The sequence below is a fragment of the Cohnella nanjingensis genome (assembly GCF_014212125.1).
GTDB lineage: Bacteria > Bacillota > Bacilli > Paenibacillales > Paenibacillaceae > Cohnella > Cohnella nanjingensis.
The window spans coordinates 112,266-126,697 of the sequence record NZ_JACJVP010000007.1 but is presented as its reverse complement, the minus strand read 5'-3'; the positions used below and the strand labels follow the sequence as shown (position 1 = coordinate 126,697).

General features: G+C 56.3%; 16 protein-coding genes and 1 tRNA gene. 5 read left to right on the top strand and 12 right to left on the bottom strand.

The features are described 5' to 3' along the window. The first annotated feature begins 2 nt into the window (after nt 1-2). The 3 genes from H7C19_RS06350 to H7C19_RS06340 all read left to right on the top strand — a co-directional run bounded on the left by H7C19_RS06350 (nt 3) and on the right by H7C19_RS06340 (nt 5,207). Nucleotides 3-1,256: a sensor histidine kinase gene (locus H7C19_RS06350; RefSeq protein ID WP_221469072.1), complete on the top strand. Its 1,254-nt coding sequence runs from the start codon at nt 3-5 to the stop codon at nt 1,254-1,256. A gap of 712 nt (nt 1,257-1,968) precedes the next feature. Continuing rightward, nucleotides 1,969-2,658: an ABC transporter ATP-binding protein gene (locus H7C19_RS06345; protein ID WP_185141740.1), complete on the top strand. Its 690-nt coding sequence runs from the start codon at nt 1,969-1,971 to the stop codon at nt 2,656-2,658. Continuing rightward, a complete protein-coding gene (locus H7C19_RS06340) occupies nt 2,655-5,207 on the top strand; it encodes an ABC transporter permease (RefSeq protein ID WP_185141739.1) in 2,553 nt (850 codons plus the stop codon). The genes H7C19_RS06345 and H7C19_RS06340 overlap by 4 nt, the downstream gene beginning before the upstream one ends. Nucleotides 5,208-5,269: 62 nt before the next feature. On the opposite strand, the gene H7C19_RS06335 is transcribed toward H7C19_RS06340, so the two are convergent. Then, nucleotides 5,270-6,289 (bottom strand): LacI family DNA-binding transcriptional regulator, encoded by a 1,020-nt coding sequence (locus H7C19_RS06335; protein ID WP_185141738.1) that lies wholly within the window; start codon nt 6,287-6,289, stop codon nt 5,270-5,272. Nucleotides 6,290-6,446: 157 nt separating this feature from the next. Between H7C19_RS06335 and H7C19_RS06330 the strand changes: the two genes are divergently transcribed. Continuing rightward, nucleotides 6,447-6,523, top strand: a tRNA-Arg gene (locus H7C19_RS06330). Between the two features lie 315 nt (nt 6,524-6,838). On the opposite strand, the gene H7C19_RS06325 is transcribed toward H7C19_RS06330, so the two are convergent. Both H7C19_RS06325 and H7C19_RS06320 read right to left on the bottom strand, forming a co-directional pair. After that, nucleotides 6,839-7,234: a YhjD family protein gene (locus H7C19_RS06325; RefSeq protein ID WP_185141737.1), complete on the bottom strand. Its 396-nt coding sequence runs from the start codon at nt 7,232-7,234 to the stop codon at nt 6,839-6,841. Beyond that, entirely contained in the window at nt 7,231-7,434 is a 204-nt protein-coding gene (locus tag H7C19_RS06320; protein ID WP_185141736.1) for a hypothetical protein, read from the bottom strand. The genes H7C19_RS06325 and H7C19_RS06320 overlap by 4 nt, the downstream gene beginning before the upstream one ends. 213 nt (nt 7,435-7,647) lie before the next feature. Between H7C19_RS06320 and H7C19_RS06315 the strand changes: the two genes are divergently transcribed. Further along, entirely contained in the window at nt 7,648-8,499 is an 852-nt protein-coding gene (locus H7C19_RS06315) for an ATP-dependent DNA ligase (RefSeq protein ID WP_185141735.1), read from the top strand. Nucleotides 8,500-8,543: 44 nt separating this feature from the next. On the opposite strand, the gene H7C19_RS35660 is transcribed toward H7C19_RS06315, so the two are convergent. The 9 genes from H7C19_RS35660 to H7C19_RS06270 all read right to left on the bottom strand — a co-directional run bounded on the left by H7C19_RS35660 (nt 8,544) and on the right by H7C19_RS06270 (nt 14,183). Further along, complete coding sequence (locus H7C19_RS35660; RefSeq protein WP_185141734.1) at nt 8,544-8,834, bottom strand: STAS-like domain-containing protein; 291 nt, start codon at nt 8,832-8,834, stop codon at nt 8,544-8,546. Further along, nucleotides 8,825-9,763: a hypothetical protein gene (locus H7C19_RS06305; RefSeq protein WP_185141733.1), complete on the bottom strand. Its 939-nt coding sequence runs from the start codon at nt 9,761-9,763 to the stop codon at nt 8,825-8,827. Before H7C19_RS06305 ends, H7C19_RS35660 begins: the two co-directional genes overlap by 10 nt. A gap of 172 nt (nt 9,764-9,935) precedes the next feature. Continuing rightward, nucleotides 9,936-10,514, bottom strand: a complete 579-nt coding sequence (locus tag H7C19_RS06300) for a glucosaminidase domain-containing protein (RefSeq protein ID WP_313731424.1) — start codon at nt 10,512-10,514, stop codon at nt 9,936-9,938. Nucleotides 10,515-10,548: 34 nt separating this feature from the next. Further along, the gene (locus H7C19_RS06295) at nt 10,549-10,902 is read right to left on the bottom strand and encodes a phage holin, LLH family (protein WP_185141731.1); all 354 of its coding nucleotides are present in this window, start codon (nt 10,900-10,902) and stop codon (nt 10,549-10,551) included. A gap of 13 nt (nt 10,903-10,915) precedes the next feature. Continuing rightward, nucleotides 10,916-11,308, bottom strand: a complete 393-nt coding sequence (locus H7C19_RS06290) for a hypothetical protein (protein WP_246469324.1) — start codon at nt 11,306-11,308, stop codon at nt 10,916-10,918. Between the two features lie 77 nt (nt 11,309-11,385). Beyond that, a complete protein-coding gene (locus H7C19_RS06285) occupies nt 11,386-11,535 on the bottom strand; it encodes a CD1375 family protein (RefSeq protein ID WP_221469071.1) in 150 nt (49 codons plus the stop codon). Nucleotides 11,536-11,588: 53 nt separating this feature from the next. Continuing rightward, the gene (locus H7C19_RS35180) at nt 11,589-11,714 is read right to left on the bottom strand and encodes a CD1375 family protein (protein WP_185141729.1); all 126 of its coding nucleotides are present in this window, start codon (nt 11,712-11,714) and stop codon (nt 11,589-11,591) included. Continuing rightward, nucleotides 11,711-12,112, bottom strand: a complete 402-nt coding sequence (locus H7C19_RS06275) for a YomQ N-terminal domain-containing protein (RefSeq protein WP_185141728.1) — start codon at nt 12,110-12,112, stop codon at nt 11,711-11,713. The genes H7C19_RS35180 and H7C19_RS06275 overlap by 4 nt, the downstream gene beginning before the upstream one ends. 13 nt (nt 12,113-12,125) lie before the next feature. Next, nucleotides 12,126-14,183: a hypothetical protein gene (locus H7C19_RS06270; protein ID WP_221469070.1), complete on the bottom strand. Its 2,058-nt coding sequence runs from the start codon at nt 14,181-14,183 to the stop codon at nt 12,126-12,128. Between the last annotated feature and the right edge of the window lie 249 nt (nt 14,184-14,432).

Sequence of the window (14,432 nt, the reverse complement as noted above, 5' to 3'; positions counted from 1 at the left end):
CGATGAGGCGGCTGTGGCGCAGCGCGAGCGTGCGGAGGCTCGCCGCGATCTTCCTGGCCGCGGCCGCGATCGCGGCGATCTGCGTAGCCGCTTATACGGCGTATTCGACTACCGCATTGAAGCGTGCCTGGCTGGCGCACGAGACGGCGCTGCTCGGCACGATGGCCCAGCTGCATCCGGAGCTGGCCGAGGAATGGGCGAAGCGGTCGACCTCGTCCGCCCTGACGCCGGAGGCGGAGGAACAAGGCCGCAAGCTGGCGGCCGCCTACGGCATCGACACTCGCCTAGACACGGCGCTCATCCCGATCGTCTCGGAGCAGCGGACGCGCACCTGGGTTCTGCTCGGCGCCGGGGCCAGCGCCCTGCTCGGGGCGTTGTTCCTCCTGCTCCTGCGGGAGTCGCGCAGCCAGCTGAACGACGTGCGGCGGCTCGCCCTCTCGCTCGAAGAGGCGGTGAAGCTGGGCCGGCCGATGCACTTCCGCATCTACGGGGAAGGCGAGTTCGGCCTGCTCGCGCACGGCGTGCAGGAGCTATCGCTGCGGCTGCAGGAGACGATCGCGCAGCTGAACCGCGACAAGGACTTCCTCAAGGAGACGATCGCGGATATCTCCCACCAGCTGAAGACGCCGCTCGCTTCGCTCACGATCTATGTCGAGCTGCTCCAGGAAGGACGCGTCAGTCCCGAAGAGGCGGCCGAGTTCCTCCGAACGTGCAGCCGCGAGCTGGAGCGCATGGAATGGCTGATCCTGACGCTGCTGAAGATCGCCCGGCTCGAAGCCGATACGCTGCCGATGCAGATGGTCCAAGCGCCTCTCGCCAAGACGGTCGAGATGGCGCAGGACTCGGCGCGTCGGCTGGCGGATGAGAAGGCTGTGTCGATCGTGACCGAGGAGCCAGACGAGCCGGTCACGCTCCCTCACGATCCCCGATGGCTCGCGGAGGCGATCGGCAATCTGTTGAAAAACGCGATCGAGCACAGCCCCGCGCAAGGCCGCGTCACGGTATCATGGGCGCGTACGCCGGTGTTCGTCCGGCTGCAAGTGTCGGACGAAGGGCGCGGGATCGATGAGCGGCATCTGCCGCACATCTTCAAGAAGTTCTACCGCGCCTCCTCCGGCGGGAGCGGCGTCGGTCTGGGCCTGCCGCTGGCCAAAACGATCGCGGAGCGCCATCGCGGCATGCTGAGCGTGGCCCGCAACGAAGCCGGCGGCGCGACCTTCACGATGACGCTGCCGTTCGGGCAGCTGGCGAAGTGAGGGTGTGGGGCGAGGAGTAGCGATCGCGGGGATGGGCGGGACGGGAGTGGTACCGGCTGCGGGGATGGACGAGGCGGGTTTACTCCGCTTAAACTCCATCCCCGCACGCCAATAAGGCGGATTTTCCGCTTTACTCCAAGTGAATCTCGCCTTGGCGCACCATTAAGGCGGATTTTCCGATTTACTCCAAGTGAACCCCGCCTTCTCACGCCACGATAGTCGATTTTTTCGACTATCTCCCCCGCAATCCCGTCTCCGCGCGCCACGATAGTCGATATTTTCGACTATCTCCCCCACAATCCCGTCTCTGCACGCCACGATAGTCGATATTTTCGACTATCTCCCCCGCAACCCCGTCCTCGCGCGCCTCGAAAGTCGATATTATCGACTATCTCGCCTGCAATCCCGCCTCCGCGCGCCACGATAGTCGATTTTCCGGCTATTTCCCCGGCTATTTCCCATTATTCTCCTCCATGTTCGATTCTTCCGACGATCTCTCCCGCAAATCCTGTATCCCCGCCTCCTCCACGCACCCCATTTACCGATTTCCCGCCGCCCTCGACCCGCTCCGCGCTAGACAACAATGCTTCTTTCGCCACCGCGCTTCCCTCCCCTTACAACTCTGTAAGGTTGGACCCCTGGCCTTGTAAGGTTGGCGAGATATACTGACTTCATGATGAGTTTGGAATAAGGAAAGGATGAATCAAACCCCATGAACGTCATTGAAGCCGCAGGTTTAACCAAAAGTTACGGCAAAGACACCACCCTGGTCGAAGCCTTGAAGAACGTCTCCTTCTCGATCCCCCAAGGGGAATTCGTCGCGATCGTCGGCGCTAGCGGCTCCGGCAAGAGTACGCTGCTCCACCTGCTCGGCGGGCTCGACAGACCTTCGGGCGGCACGGTCCGCATCGACGGCGAGGATCTCTACGCGCTGAAGGAGAAGGAACGCGCCGTCTTCCGCCGCCGGAAGATCGGCTTCATCTTCCAATCGTATAACCTGATCCCCGTCCTGAACGTCGAGGAGAACATCATGCTGCCGCTGCTGCTCGACCATCGCCAGCCGGACAAGGAATATATCCGCGACTTGATCGATACGCTCGGTCTCGATCAGCGCCGCAAGCATCTGCCCTCCGAGCTGTCCGGCGGCCAGCAGCAGCGCGTCGCCATCGGCCGGGCGCTCGCCTACCGGCCTGCGATCGTCCTCGCCGACGAACCGACCGGCAACCTGGACAGCGCCAACGGCCGGGAAGTGCTCGAACTGCTGAAGCTCGCCGTGAAGCAGTTCCACCAGACCGTCGTCGTTATCTCCCATGACATGAACGTCGCGGCCGAAGCCGACCGCGTCATCCGCATGCAGGACGGCAAGCTGCTTAGCGACACCCGCGGGGGGATCGTGCAATGAAGAGCTATGGCGCCCTCGCGGGCAGATATCTAAAGCAACAGCGCAGGAGGACGATCCTGACCATCGTCGGCATCATCCTGTCGGTCGCGCTCATCAGCGCGCTCGCCACGATGGGACAGAGCATGAAGGACAACATGGTGGAGCAGACCATCTATCAAGACGGCGCCTACCACATCGGCTTCGGGCCGGCTACGCCCGAACAATATGAGAAGTTGAGCGGCAACGTGCTGCTGGATGAGGTCGGTGCCTTCCGTCAAGGCAAGCTCACCGAGATCCGGAACACGTTCCAGGTCCAACTGATCGAAGCGACGAAGACCAGCTTCGACCTGCTGCCGATTCATCTGCAGGAAGGCCGTCTGCCTCAGACGCCCGATGAGGCGGTCGTCGAAGAGTGGGTGCTGCCTAACCTAGCCGAACAACCGAAGCTCGGGGGCACGGTGGAGCTCGTCAAGCCGAACGGCGACAAGCATACGTACAAGATCGTCGGCATTCTGAAGAATCAGAAGTATTCCCATTCGGAAGGCAAATCGAAGGGCTACACCTTCATGGCCGATCCGGGCGCCAAGTCCGACGCCACCCTCATGGCCATGGCCACCTTCAAGAAAGGCGTCGACATCAGTCAGCATCTGCCCGAGTTCCAAGAGATGGACAAGTCGGCCTTCTTCACGAACACCCGGCTGCTGGCGCTTAAGGGCGAGTCTGCCGACAAGAGCCTCAACACCGCGCTGCTCGTGATCTTCGGCATCCTTATCGCATTGGTTGTTCTCTCGACCATCGCCGTCATCTACAATGCGTTCCATATCGCCGTCCTCGAACGAATGCGGCACTTCGGGCTTCTGCGAACGATCGGCGCTACGCCAAGCCAGATCCGCAAGCTGGTGTTCCGAGAAGCCGGCGTGCTGGCCGCCATCGGCATCCCGATCGGGCTCGTGGTTGGCTATGGCGCACTGTGGCTCGTCCTGTGGGGAATGACGTCTGCGGGATTCCGGATTCTGTCTCTGGATGAGTTCCATCTGCAGTTGCATGCCTGGATTATGATAGGCAGCGTGGTCGTCGGTCTGCTCGCCGTGTTCCTGGCCGCTTGGCTGCCGGCGCGCAAAGCGAGCCGCGTGTCCCCGGTTGACGCCGTGAAGGGCGCCGGCAGCATCGTTCGCGAGACTTACAAGCGCGTGCGGATCCCTTCCCTGCTGAACATGATGGGCGTGGAGGGCAACATGGCCTCCAAGAACATTCGGCGCAACCGCTCGAAGTTCCGCATCACGGCCTTCTCGATCGTCGTGAGCGTCATGCTCTTCATCGTGTTCCACTACTTCACGCAGGAGAGCCTCCGGATGACCGTGGACAACAGCGAGGACAGCCAGGTCGCGTTCCAGATCCGGCAATCGCTGAATCGGTACGACGACAACGGCAATCCGATAAAAATGGATCTGAAGGATGCGCTGTCCGAGGATACAATCGCACAGATCGAAGGCATGACCGGCGTCAAAGCCGTCTATCGCCGGTATATGATGCCGAACCCTGCGGTGATCCTCCCGTCGGAGAAGGTGGATCCGAATTTCACCAAACTTATGGGGCCGATCTTCGAACCAAGGGATTATGAAGGCGTCCCATCGCAGCTCGTCTATACGAATCTCATGCTGTTCGACGATGCCCGGTTCAAGGAAGCGGAAAAGTATCTCATCGCGGGAACGGCCGATCCGAAGAAGCTCGCGGAGGACAATGCCGTCCTCATCGTGCAGAACGTCAAGACCATGGTGAAATCGAAGAAAAAGAAAATCGAAATGCCGATCGCGCGTCTCAAAGTCGGCGACACCTTGAATCTCCTGATGGATTATGAATTCGATCCCAAGGTGGTGCGTCAGGTGAAGGTCGGGGGCATCCTCTCCCAATCGCCGTTCTCCCCGACGCTCCAGGAGAATACGCTGGCGGCGTTCGGCGCCAAGCCGACATTCGTCAAGCTGCTCAAGGATGTGCATCCTACGTTCGCACCATACGGCACCACGCTCATGGGCGTGGACGTGGCCGTTCAGGACGGCGCTTCGGATGAACCGATCCGCCAGGCGCTGAAGACCATCGTCGCCCAAATGCCGAATACGCAGCTGATCGATATCGCGCAGGAGCAGAAGGAGAGCCGCCAGTTCAATCTGCAGATGCAGATCTTCGTCTATGGCTTCCTCATCGTCATCGGCCTGATCGGCAGTTTGAACATCATCAATACGGTGCAGACGAATCTGCTGCTGCGCCGCCGGGAGCTCGGTCTCCTGCAAGCCGTCGGCATGACGATGGGTCAGCTGCGGCGCATGGCGTCGCTCGAGGGCGTCTGGTTCGGCGTCATCGGGAGCTTCTGGGGGCTGCTGCTCGGCACTGGGCTCAGCTACCTCCTGTACCTGCAGCTTAACGGCATGCAGGGCATGCCTTTCCGATTCCCTTGGCTGGGCGCCGTCATCTCTTGCGGGTTCGCGCTCGCCGTCGGTCTGCTGTCCGTGCAAGGGCCGCTGCGCCGGATGAAAAAAGAGAATCTGATCGAGGAATTGCGGGAAGAGGTATAACACGAAAGGTGTGTGTGAGAAACAAAGAGAGGGACTCGGCCGGCGACGGCTCGGGTCCCTCTCTATTCGCCTGCTTCCGGCTGCATCGGCCTGCACGTCTCGCGCACGACCAGCTCCGTCGGGATGATGACCTCAGGCGATGGCTGTACGGGGTCTACGATAAGCTTGTCCAGCAGCTCGATGGCGGTCCGGCCGATCGCGTACATGTCTTGGCGAACGGTGGTCAGGGCCGGCCGAACGTTGCCCGCGGCTTCGATGTCGTCGAAGCCGATGACGGAGATGTCGCCCGGCACGGAGAGCCCGGCGTCGCGGATGGCGTCCATCGCGCCGAAGGCGCTCATGTCGGAGCAGCAGACGACGGCCGAAGGCCGCTCCGGCAGCGCCAGCAGCCGCTGCATGGCGGCATACCCGCTCTCCCGGGAGAAGTCGCCTTCCGCGATATATTCGGGGCGGTGAGGCAGCCCATAGTCGGAGAGACCTTGCAGAAACCCCGCGAAGCGGCGCTCGCCGGTATACGAACCGGGAATGCCCGTGATGAAGGCGATGCGCCGGTGATTCAGCTCTTTCAAGTATCCGACGGCCTGCACGATGGCTTTGGCGTTGTCGGATGAGATATAGCCGGCCCGGCTGCCCGTCCGGTCCAAATCAATGAAGATTGTCGGGATGCCGGCGTTCAGGAGCTCTTCGAAGTTCATCTGATCCCGCTGGAATCCGAAGACGAGCACGCCCTCCACATTCCGGCTGAGACAATGCTGCACGAAGTTGTAGTCGGGGTGCGCGGACAGCTGCGACAGGTAGATCAAGTCGTATCCCTTCGCCTTCAGCGCCTCGTCGATCCCGCCCAGCAGGCTGACGAAGAACGGATGCGCGAGCCCCGTCGTGAGGAACACGCCGAGCGTCATCGAACGGCGGCCTACGAGGGACCGGGCGGCCGTATTGGGACGGAACTGCATGTCCGTCACGATCCGCATCACGTTCTCCCGCGTGGCCTTGCTGACCGTCGTATACCCGTTGAGCACCTTGGAGACCGTCGCTACGGATACGCCGGCGACCTTAGCGATATCGCGAATGGTTGCTGCCATGGTTTTCGATTCGTCCCGTCTCTAATCAAGTCTGTCTTGCTTCACATGTCTCCTAATGTAACCTGATTTGGAGGGGTTTGCAATCGCTTAACCCGGCTAAGGCGGTTGCCCGACGACTTTTCGCCGGACGGAATTGATGTTATAATGGGTTTCACGCGCGCCCGTAGCTCAGCAGGATAGAGCGACAGTTTCCTAAACTGCAGGTCGTACGTTCGAATCGTATCGGGCGCGCCAGTATATGTGATCTAAATCCCTTGTGTATCAAGGGTTTTTCTTTTTTTTCATATGTATGCGCCCACTCTCATTAACACCATCGGGGCTACTCTGGGGTTATTTTGGGGTTAGGGAATCGGAAATCTGTTACTCTGTTTGGAGTGCGTACTCTTACATTGCATGGGCGCGGTATACCCTGTGCGGTCATAATGACTTCGGCAAATTTGCGAAGGAGCTTCCCTTCGGCGTCAAACCTTATGCGGATGTCATGTTTACTCATACTCCTTCGCGCTCCTCTTTGTTATAATGCGTCAAAAGCATTAGAAAATGGCCGGGTTACAAATTTTTGAGTCGGCCGGCCATCGCCTGAATGTATTTCCCCATCCTGATACTTATCTCCGCTCGTGCCACTTCGCGCACGACGCCCAGGCGGTCCTCGTAGCCTCTGCAGATGTACCGCACGTAAATCACTATGCCCTCCTGATGCTCGTCGTGCAGCTTGATCTGCCGCGCCTTAAGCTCTTTACGCAATACCGCATTATCACGGTGGATCTGATCTAGCATCGCCTGAGCTGCCACCCTAAATAAGCTGTTTAGCGGATTCCGCTCCGAGTCCAACAACTCGATCGCCCTATCTACCATCGTCATCATGTGCGGCGACAACATTGCATCGCGGATCATGGATAACTCATCGCCGGTTACCCTGCCGCCGGTCCGGGTTTGAACGCTCACGAGACGCGTCCGCTATGCGCCGGCATAACGGCAAGGATCCGCTCCGCGACGAAGGTTCGAATCGATTTCTTCGTCAGATCTTTCACGTGCACCAGTCCGTCGCGAACGGAATACACGGCGACCCGACGCTTCGTGATCTGCCCCTTGCTGTCTTGGTAAATGATCTCGACGTTGCGGCCGACGTACTTGTCGATCTGCATTCCGTTCGCCTCCAAAATAGGAACATTTGTTCTCACTATACTACGAACACACGTTCTATTCAATGCTAGGATTTTACAGGATACAAGTCGGATTGAACTTCTATGGTATGTCTGCAGCTATACAAAATATTCGCCCATAACTTACCGGCTCAACCCTTCCACCCCCAAATGATACAATCGGTATATCAGACATGATGTACCGGAGGTGTATCCATGTTCCTCTCCCCAATGTTGCTTACCAAGCGGGAAACTCCTTTCAGTGATTCCCGTTACCTTTTCGAACCGAAGATTGACGGCCATCGCCTCATCCTCTCTATCCAGGATGGCTCTGTACGGCTCTACACACGCCATCGAACCGAGGTAACCAAACAATACCCGGAACTGCATGACGCGCCGATAGCGGACACCACCGACGTTGTGTTGGATGGTGAAGTGGCCTATGTAGATCCTGAGACGGGTGCGATCGATTTTGAGACAATGATGGAGAGGTTCCATTTGCGAAAGGCAGAGAAAATCCAGCGGGCAATGAACTTAAAGCCGGTTCATTTCTTTGCGTTTGATATTCTTCGATACTGTGGGGAGGATCTAAGGGGCAAACCATTGACGAATCGCAAAGAGATCCTAAACGGCGTCCTCGGGAGCAACGAGCATTTCTCCGCGGTACTGAGCGTTCCAGGCGATGGCGAGTCCCTGTTTCAAGTCGTCGTGGACCGGGATCTCGAGGGGATAGTCGCCAAGCGGATGGACAGCGTCTATGTAGGCAAACGAGACGAGCGTTGGATCAAGGTCATCAACTATACGTATGCCGATGTCGTTATCTCGGGTTATCGCAAAGGAGATTTCGGGTGGCTGGCGCAATTCAACGGTCGGCCGGCGGGGATCATCGAGCTCGCTGTGCCAGCTATCCATAAGCAGGCCTTTTATGGCGTGGCCCGGGGGATTAAAGTCGCGGAGGATAAGAACTTCGTGTATCTGGATCCGAGGATCAAGGCGCGGGTAAGGTTCCGGAATTGGACGAGAAATGGGATGCTTCGGACGCCGGAATTCGTTGACTTTGTGGTGTAAAAGAAAGCCCGCCTAGCCGAAGCTGGACGGGCATTTTATTTCATTTACATTGTTACTGCTTCGACTTCTTGTTTAAATCGTCTAACGATTGAATCATTTATCGCTTTATTGGAATCGATAATCTTTAAATTCGCTTTTATTTGGCTAAAACTAACTTTATTCAATAGGGGTATAAAAGCGGAATTCAAGAACGATGAAGTGACTGAGGACACACCTCTAAAAGACACAAATATCTGCCTTCCATCAAATATCGATTGAGCGATTTGGTTGTAGATGACTTCGCCATCATGATTTGTGTGACAACTGTTCACGAAATCTCTCACGACTAAGACCATTCTAAATCCTCCTCCTCCTCGATATCTAATGTATCGGTTTTGAATTTTAACATGATGAGCGTACCGGGCAATGAATGAGCAGCATCATCAATAATAATTTTGTCTGGGGATATTATCGTAGATGCATTATAATCATATGTCAACTTCCCCTTGCCCGACACAATGGTCATGGACCCTTTATTATTTCCCATGATTGCTAAAAGATTATCGAATCCCATCCCTCTGTTTCCAGGTGTTGATTCAGTCGTGACTTTGGCCCGAGTGGCAAACATAATAGCATCACAGTCTCTATGTAAAGGATTCCCCAGTTGGTCGTGACTATACTTCGTTCTAATTTTTTGGGGGATTCCAACTCCTGTGTCAGCGATACATAGATGAATTTCCTTATTTTTGGGGTAATGTTGAGCAAAAGCACATCCGCCTATAACAGATCGGGAGTGATTGTTGATGTTATTGAAAACCTCGCCCAGTGCGGTTTCTAGAACACCGAACGATTTTTTCCTTAGAGATACATTACCTTTTAACCAACTTATCGTGTTTTGAATATACATGAGATTGTACTTGCCGTGATGGAGCTTCTCAAGCCCGTTTGTCGTGGATCTTGGCTTAGATGCAACGTGTTGCCTCTTCCCCATCACTTTTTCAAAAAACAAGCTGTCGTCCAAATAGTCTACAGAGGGATAAAGTAGGGGTTTTTGTACATATCCGTCAGGAATTGAATAGTACAACTGGATAAAGGGAAACTTAGCTCCAATTAAATCGACCAAGTTCCATAATGATACAACGCCAGCTGGTTTAATAAATGTCAGTCGTGTGAAATCGAAACAAACTTCAGTTAAGTTCAAGCTCGTAATGGTATTAATCGTATCTTCAAAAAAATAAGCTACATCACCTATGTCAAAATTACTTGGCACATAAATTCTATGCAACTTTTTCGTCCGCCTTGTATGGTAATTACGGATATATTACCATTTGTGACCAACATTTAAAAGAAATATTTGGATTTAATCTATGCCGATATGGAGAATCTTATATATTGGTGGCAATCGTACGACAAATAAAAAAAAAAGACCCGCCCGGCGATTACCGGACAGGCCAATATCATTTCGTAACAACGTTCACAGTCCTCGACTTTCCGTCCCAGTCTACACTGCGGGCGCCCAGCGCCTCCCCGTATTCGCGACTCGGTACGTAGCTCGTGCCGGTCTTGGCGTCGAACAAACCGTCCTTGATCTTCACGCCGTCTACAATAACGGTTACTTTCTCCATCTCCTCTTCCCCCTTGTCGTATTGGTGCAGGCAATGATCGTCCATGAGCTCGATCAGTTTGCCGGCATACTTCGGATCCGTCGCGTAGCCGGCGGCCGCAACTGCCTTAGCCGCTGTTGGTCCATCGACCCGCAGCACCATCACATACCGAGGCTTGAGCAGTAGGTTCGAGTGATCGGAGATCGACTCAGTCCAGCTGCGGTACGCGCGAAAGGCGGCGGGCACCTGCACATACTGACCGTTCGAGTATTCGGTCGTCGACATCGTCACGCTCCCCGCGGGCCCGACGCCCTTAATCCCGAAAAGGTTGTTGGCTTTGAGCGTCAATCCGCTCATGCCCCAGGCAGACTCGAGCGCCGCCTGCGCAATCGTCAGCGACGCCGGCACACCGCAGCGTTGCATCTCAGCCACGGCCAAAGGGGCAATCTGCGCGATAAACCCCTTCTTATCCATTCGTGCTGGCTCCCTTCGCCCGCGCGTTGTAATCCTGGACAGCCTTTTCGATGGCTGCCCGGATTGATTCGCGGGAGACATCGATCCCCAGTTGCTTGGCCCGATCGAGCACGTACGTGATAGCCGCGTTGAGCTTTGTCGGCCCGCCTGCCTCGTTGTATAGCGACTCGGCCAGCGCTGCAGCCTCTGCTGCCAAACGGTGCAGGATCTCGCGCTGAGCGGCCGTCGTACGGGCTCCCAGCCACTTGGAGACTCTACCACCCAGCAACGACGCGCCCCCGAGCACAAACAATACGAGGATGCCGACGAGGGCTTGCACAATCCCCGTGATATACGGTTGGAACATATTGATCATCTCCTTAGTTTCTATAGGCCGTTGAGAAGACATAGGCCACAATGATAAATATCGTGCCGCCCAGCACGATCTGTAGGAACCGCATCCATTCTTTTTGCGTTGATTGCCGCTCCTTGGATGAGTCCTTGTTGAGCTGCTGCATCCAGGTAAAAAGCTTGTTCTCCAGCGCGTCGATCTTGCCCATGACCTGTTCAAACTGTCGCTGCATGCCGCGGGCGCCGTCCTTCAAGGCTCGCAACTCGTCTTCGTGGCGCTGGTCAGTCGCTTCGAGGAGTTTAAACCGCTCGGCGTATGATAGCGCCTCCTTGCCGGACAGCAGCAACTCCCCCTGCATGCTTTTAATCTGTGCCTCCACCGCATTGAGGCGGTCCTGTAGCTCCTTGCTTACCAACTCCATTCCCGCCGCCTCCATCCTCTACCTATGACCCCCTCTGTAACAACAGGAAGGGCCCCGCCGCAGCGGAGCCCCTTGGATTATGCTGCCGTTTCAATCGGCTGGCCGTTGTTGTCGAGCCCCAACGCAGCGAGATCCGCGGCGACTGCCGGTTTGATCGTCGCGGGAACTTGATCGTACGTACGGCGTCCTGCGATGATAAGCGTCACATAAACGGATACGATAGCCATGGATATATCACCTCCTCTCAGGCATAAAAAGAGGAGCCCCAGCAGCATGCGGATCATTGCTGTTCAGCTCCTTCGTTCAATGCTGCTTCGACTTCCGGGCGAACGGGCTCGGGAACGCTATCGAGCGTCCGCCGACCCTCGCGGATCAACCGGACATAGACTTGGACGATCATGTTCATGCGGCACCCCCAGCAAGGATCATTTCGTAAAGCTCGGCGACCGCTTCCATGAGGGTCAAGTTATCGGACCGCAAATTGCCGTTCGCCGTCTCCAGCTCCGCAATCCGCTGCTCCGACGTGACCGGCTGCGGTGCGTTGCGGATGGCGTCGATTTCCTCCTGCGTCAGCCCTTCGATCCACTCCGAATTAATAAAGTCCCATCGGGGCAGGTACAGCCCGTCAGGGACTTTCTCGGCGACGATATAGCCGATGACTTCCGGCTCCTTTTCCTCGGGCTCCTCGCCCTCTTCCGGCGGTTCTGGCGCGGCGTAGATTGGCGTCACACCCGTCTGCTCGTCCGGGACGATTGTCGGTTCCTGGTACTTGCCGTTCAGGTCGGCAATGATGGCTTCTTTCAATTGTCACCCCTCCTTATTGTTCGGAGCGGAAAGTGACCCCATCTAGCGATATAAGGTCAGTACCGCCGCCCTGGATGATAACTCTCCCGATAGTATCAATAACAATTTCAGAGATTATGGAACCTGCTTTATAAGAAAAACCGCCGAAGTCCAGAACGGTGTTCGGCCTGTATCCCGCGGGAAGCATTATGGCAACTGTAGTTAGAGACCCCGACTTAATGTTCCCTCTTAGGCGAACGATTCCGTTATCGTCTTTGAAGTACCCTACCGGACGAGCAGCGGCGTCGTAAAGAACCCACCCATTGAGCAAAGTCGGCGCGATCCATTGCGGCGGCTGCTTCTGCGCCTTTGTCGCTTGCAACACGGACAGCGCGGCGCGGGCGTCGGTCATGTCCCGCGTCAGGGTGTCGACGGTCTCCTTGATGTTGGGCGCGTACTCTCCATCGATGGACGCCGGGGCGATGCCGAGCGCGTACGTGTCGAGGGCGAGATAGGTGACCGAGTAGGCGGCTGCCTGGTCAAATTTTGATTGGCCAATCCCCGCTGCGAAGTTACCGTTCACTTCCTGCCCAGTCCAGGTGGCCCACGCATTGTCTACTTTTTCATTCCGAAAAATCGTGACAAATTTCGCGAGTCTGTTTTTGAGCGCTGAACCCGTAGCCTTATTGTTAATGTCCCAGTTTGAACCGAAGGTAGGTTTAACTGCCTCCCGCACGACGACGCCCGTCCCGACCTCGATCTGGTTCGCTCCGTCGTGCAGCATCAGGTCGCCCTCGTAGCTGATCGGCTCGTCCACGGATTGCGCGAGTTGATACATGAGGCGGTAGGGAGTAAAGCCGGCATAAGTGTCTGTCGGCAAAACAAGCGAACCGCCTCCTAGATCAGTACGCCTACACCATCCCTTTGTACCCGAGCCGTTGTATACAGAATTGACGCTCTGGGGATCTCCTACGGTGTACATTTTCCAACCGTAGAAATACGCCTTGATCTCATCGTTACTTGGTGTGTAGTCCTGCCCCCATCCAGAGTCCGCGTTAGTGATAGTTACAGCAAAGTCTCCGTTAGCATCGAGATTAGCCTGGTCACCTGCACTCCAGTTAAGGGAAAATCCGTCGCCTAAGATTTTACCGTCATATTTCAAGACCACTTGAGTCCTGGACTTGAGGTTACTAACCAGCGCCCCCAGACCGACACGCTTATAGCCAGTAAACGGTGCGACACCGTTAGCCCCCCACCAATATGACCCGTCGACTACCATCTCCCGGAACCGCCGCACCGCGCGCGGCCGCCCCTGCCCGTCCGTGTAAAGCTGATCGGCGACGCTTCCGTCTACGTTCGACCGCAGGTTAACGTCGGGCAGGTACAGGTAGGACGGGCGCTGCGGTTCGAACGAGAGCGCAGCCGATCCGACGTTAAGCATCGGATTGGAAAACGTGCATGTATCCGCGCCTGCGGACCCGCTATACACCCGCGCCCTTATCGACCGCGTGTTGGCGTTCGTCGTAAACGGAACTCCCGATACAGCCGCAAAAGCCCCAAGGCTCCCGCCGTTAGCGTCCAACTCCAGCAATTGCAAAAACGGCATGGCTCCGGTCATGCTTATGCTCGGCGTATATGTTGTCGAGCCGGAAACCGGTATGATGATCTCGGAAGTTTGATTTGCCGCAGTAGAATTCAGAGTCAGTTTGTATGGTTCGGTAACAACCGAATTCGCGTGAAGCTGCCACTCCGTAAACGGGGGCAACAGGTTCTTCCCCGGATTGTTCACGTAAACCGCGTTGACATGCTTCACGTCGTCGACATACGGATACATAGCGGCGATCTGCGCAGCCGTCATTCCGTCCAGGGCAGCGTATTCGGCGGCCGTAATCTTATACGTGCGGCAGTTGTCAATGTTGACCGTATTGCCTGATGCCCCAGTGATCGCCACGTAGGGGAGCAAATACGATGTTCCTGGATCTGGCGGGATTTGCGCCTGGAATGCACCGTATAAAATGCTCCATGAGGTTGTACTTGCTATCGAATTGGTCTTGTTCGAATACGCTAAGCCCCCGGAGGTATTGATGGACATGGAAACTCTCATAGCGCTATTGCTAGGCTTCGCTTCCACGACCATCAAGTAACAATCCCAGGCTGCCGGGTACACACGCCCATTCGTAGTGCCACTCGGATAAAACGAGGCCGATGTACTGGTCAAAGATAGTTTAGTGCTCCCTTTGCCGGACTGGTAGGCGGATGTGTCGGTAGAGATCGTCCCTCCCGTGACCGTCTGGCTGGCGGTGGACTCGCATCCACCATCCCGCCCTAGCAGGTTAACAAG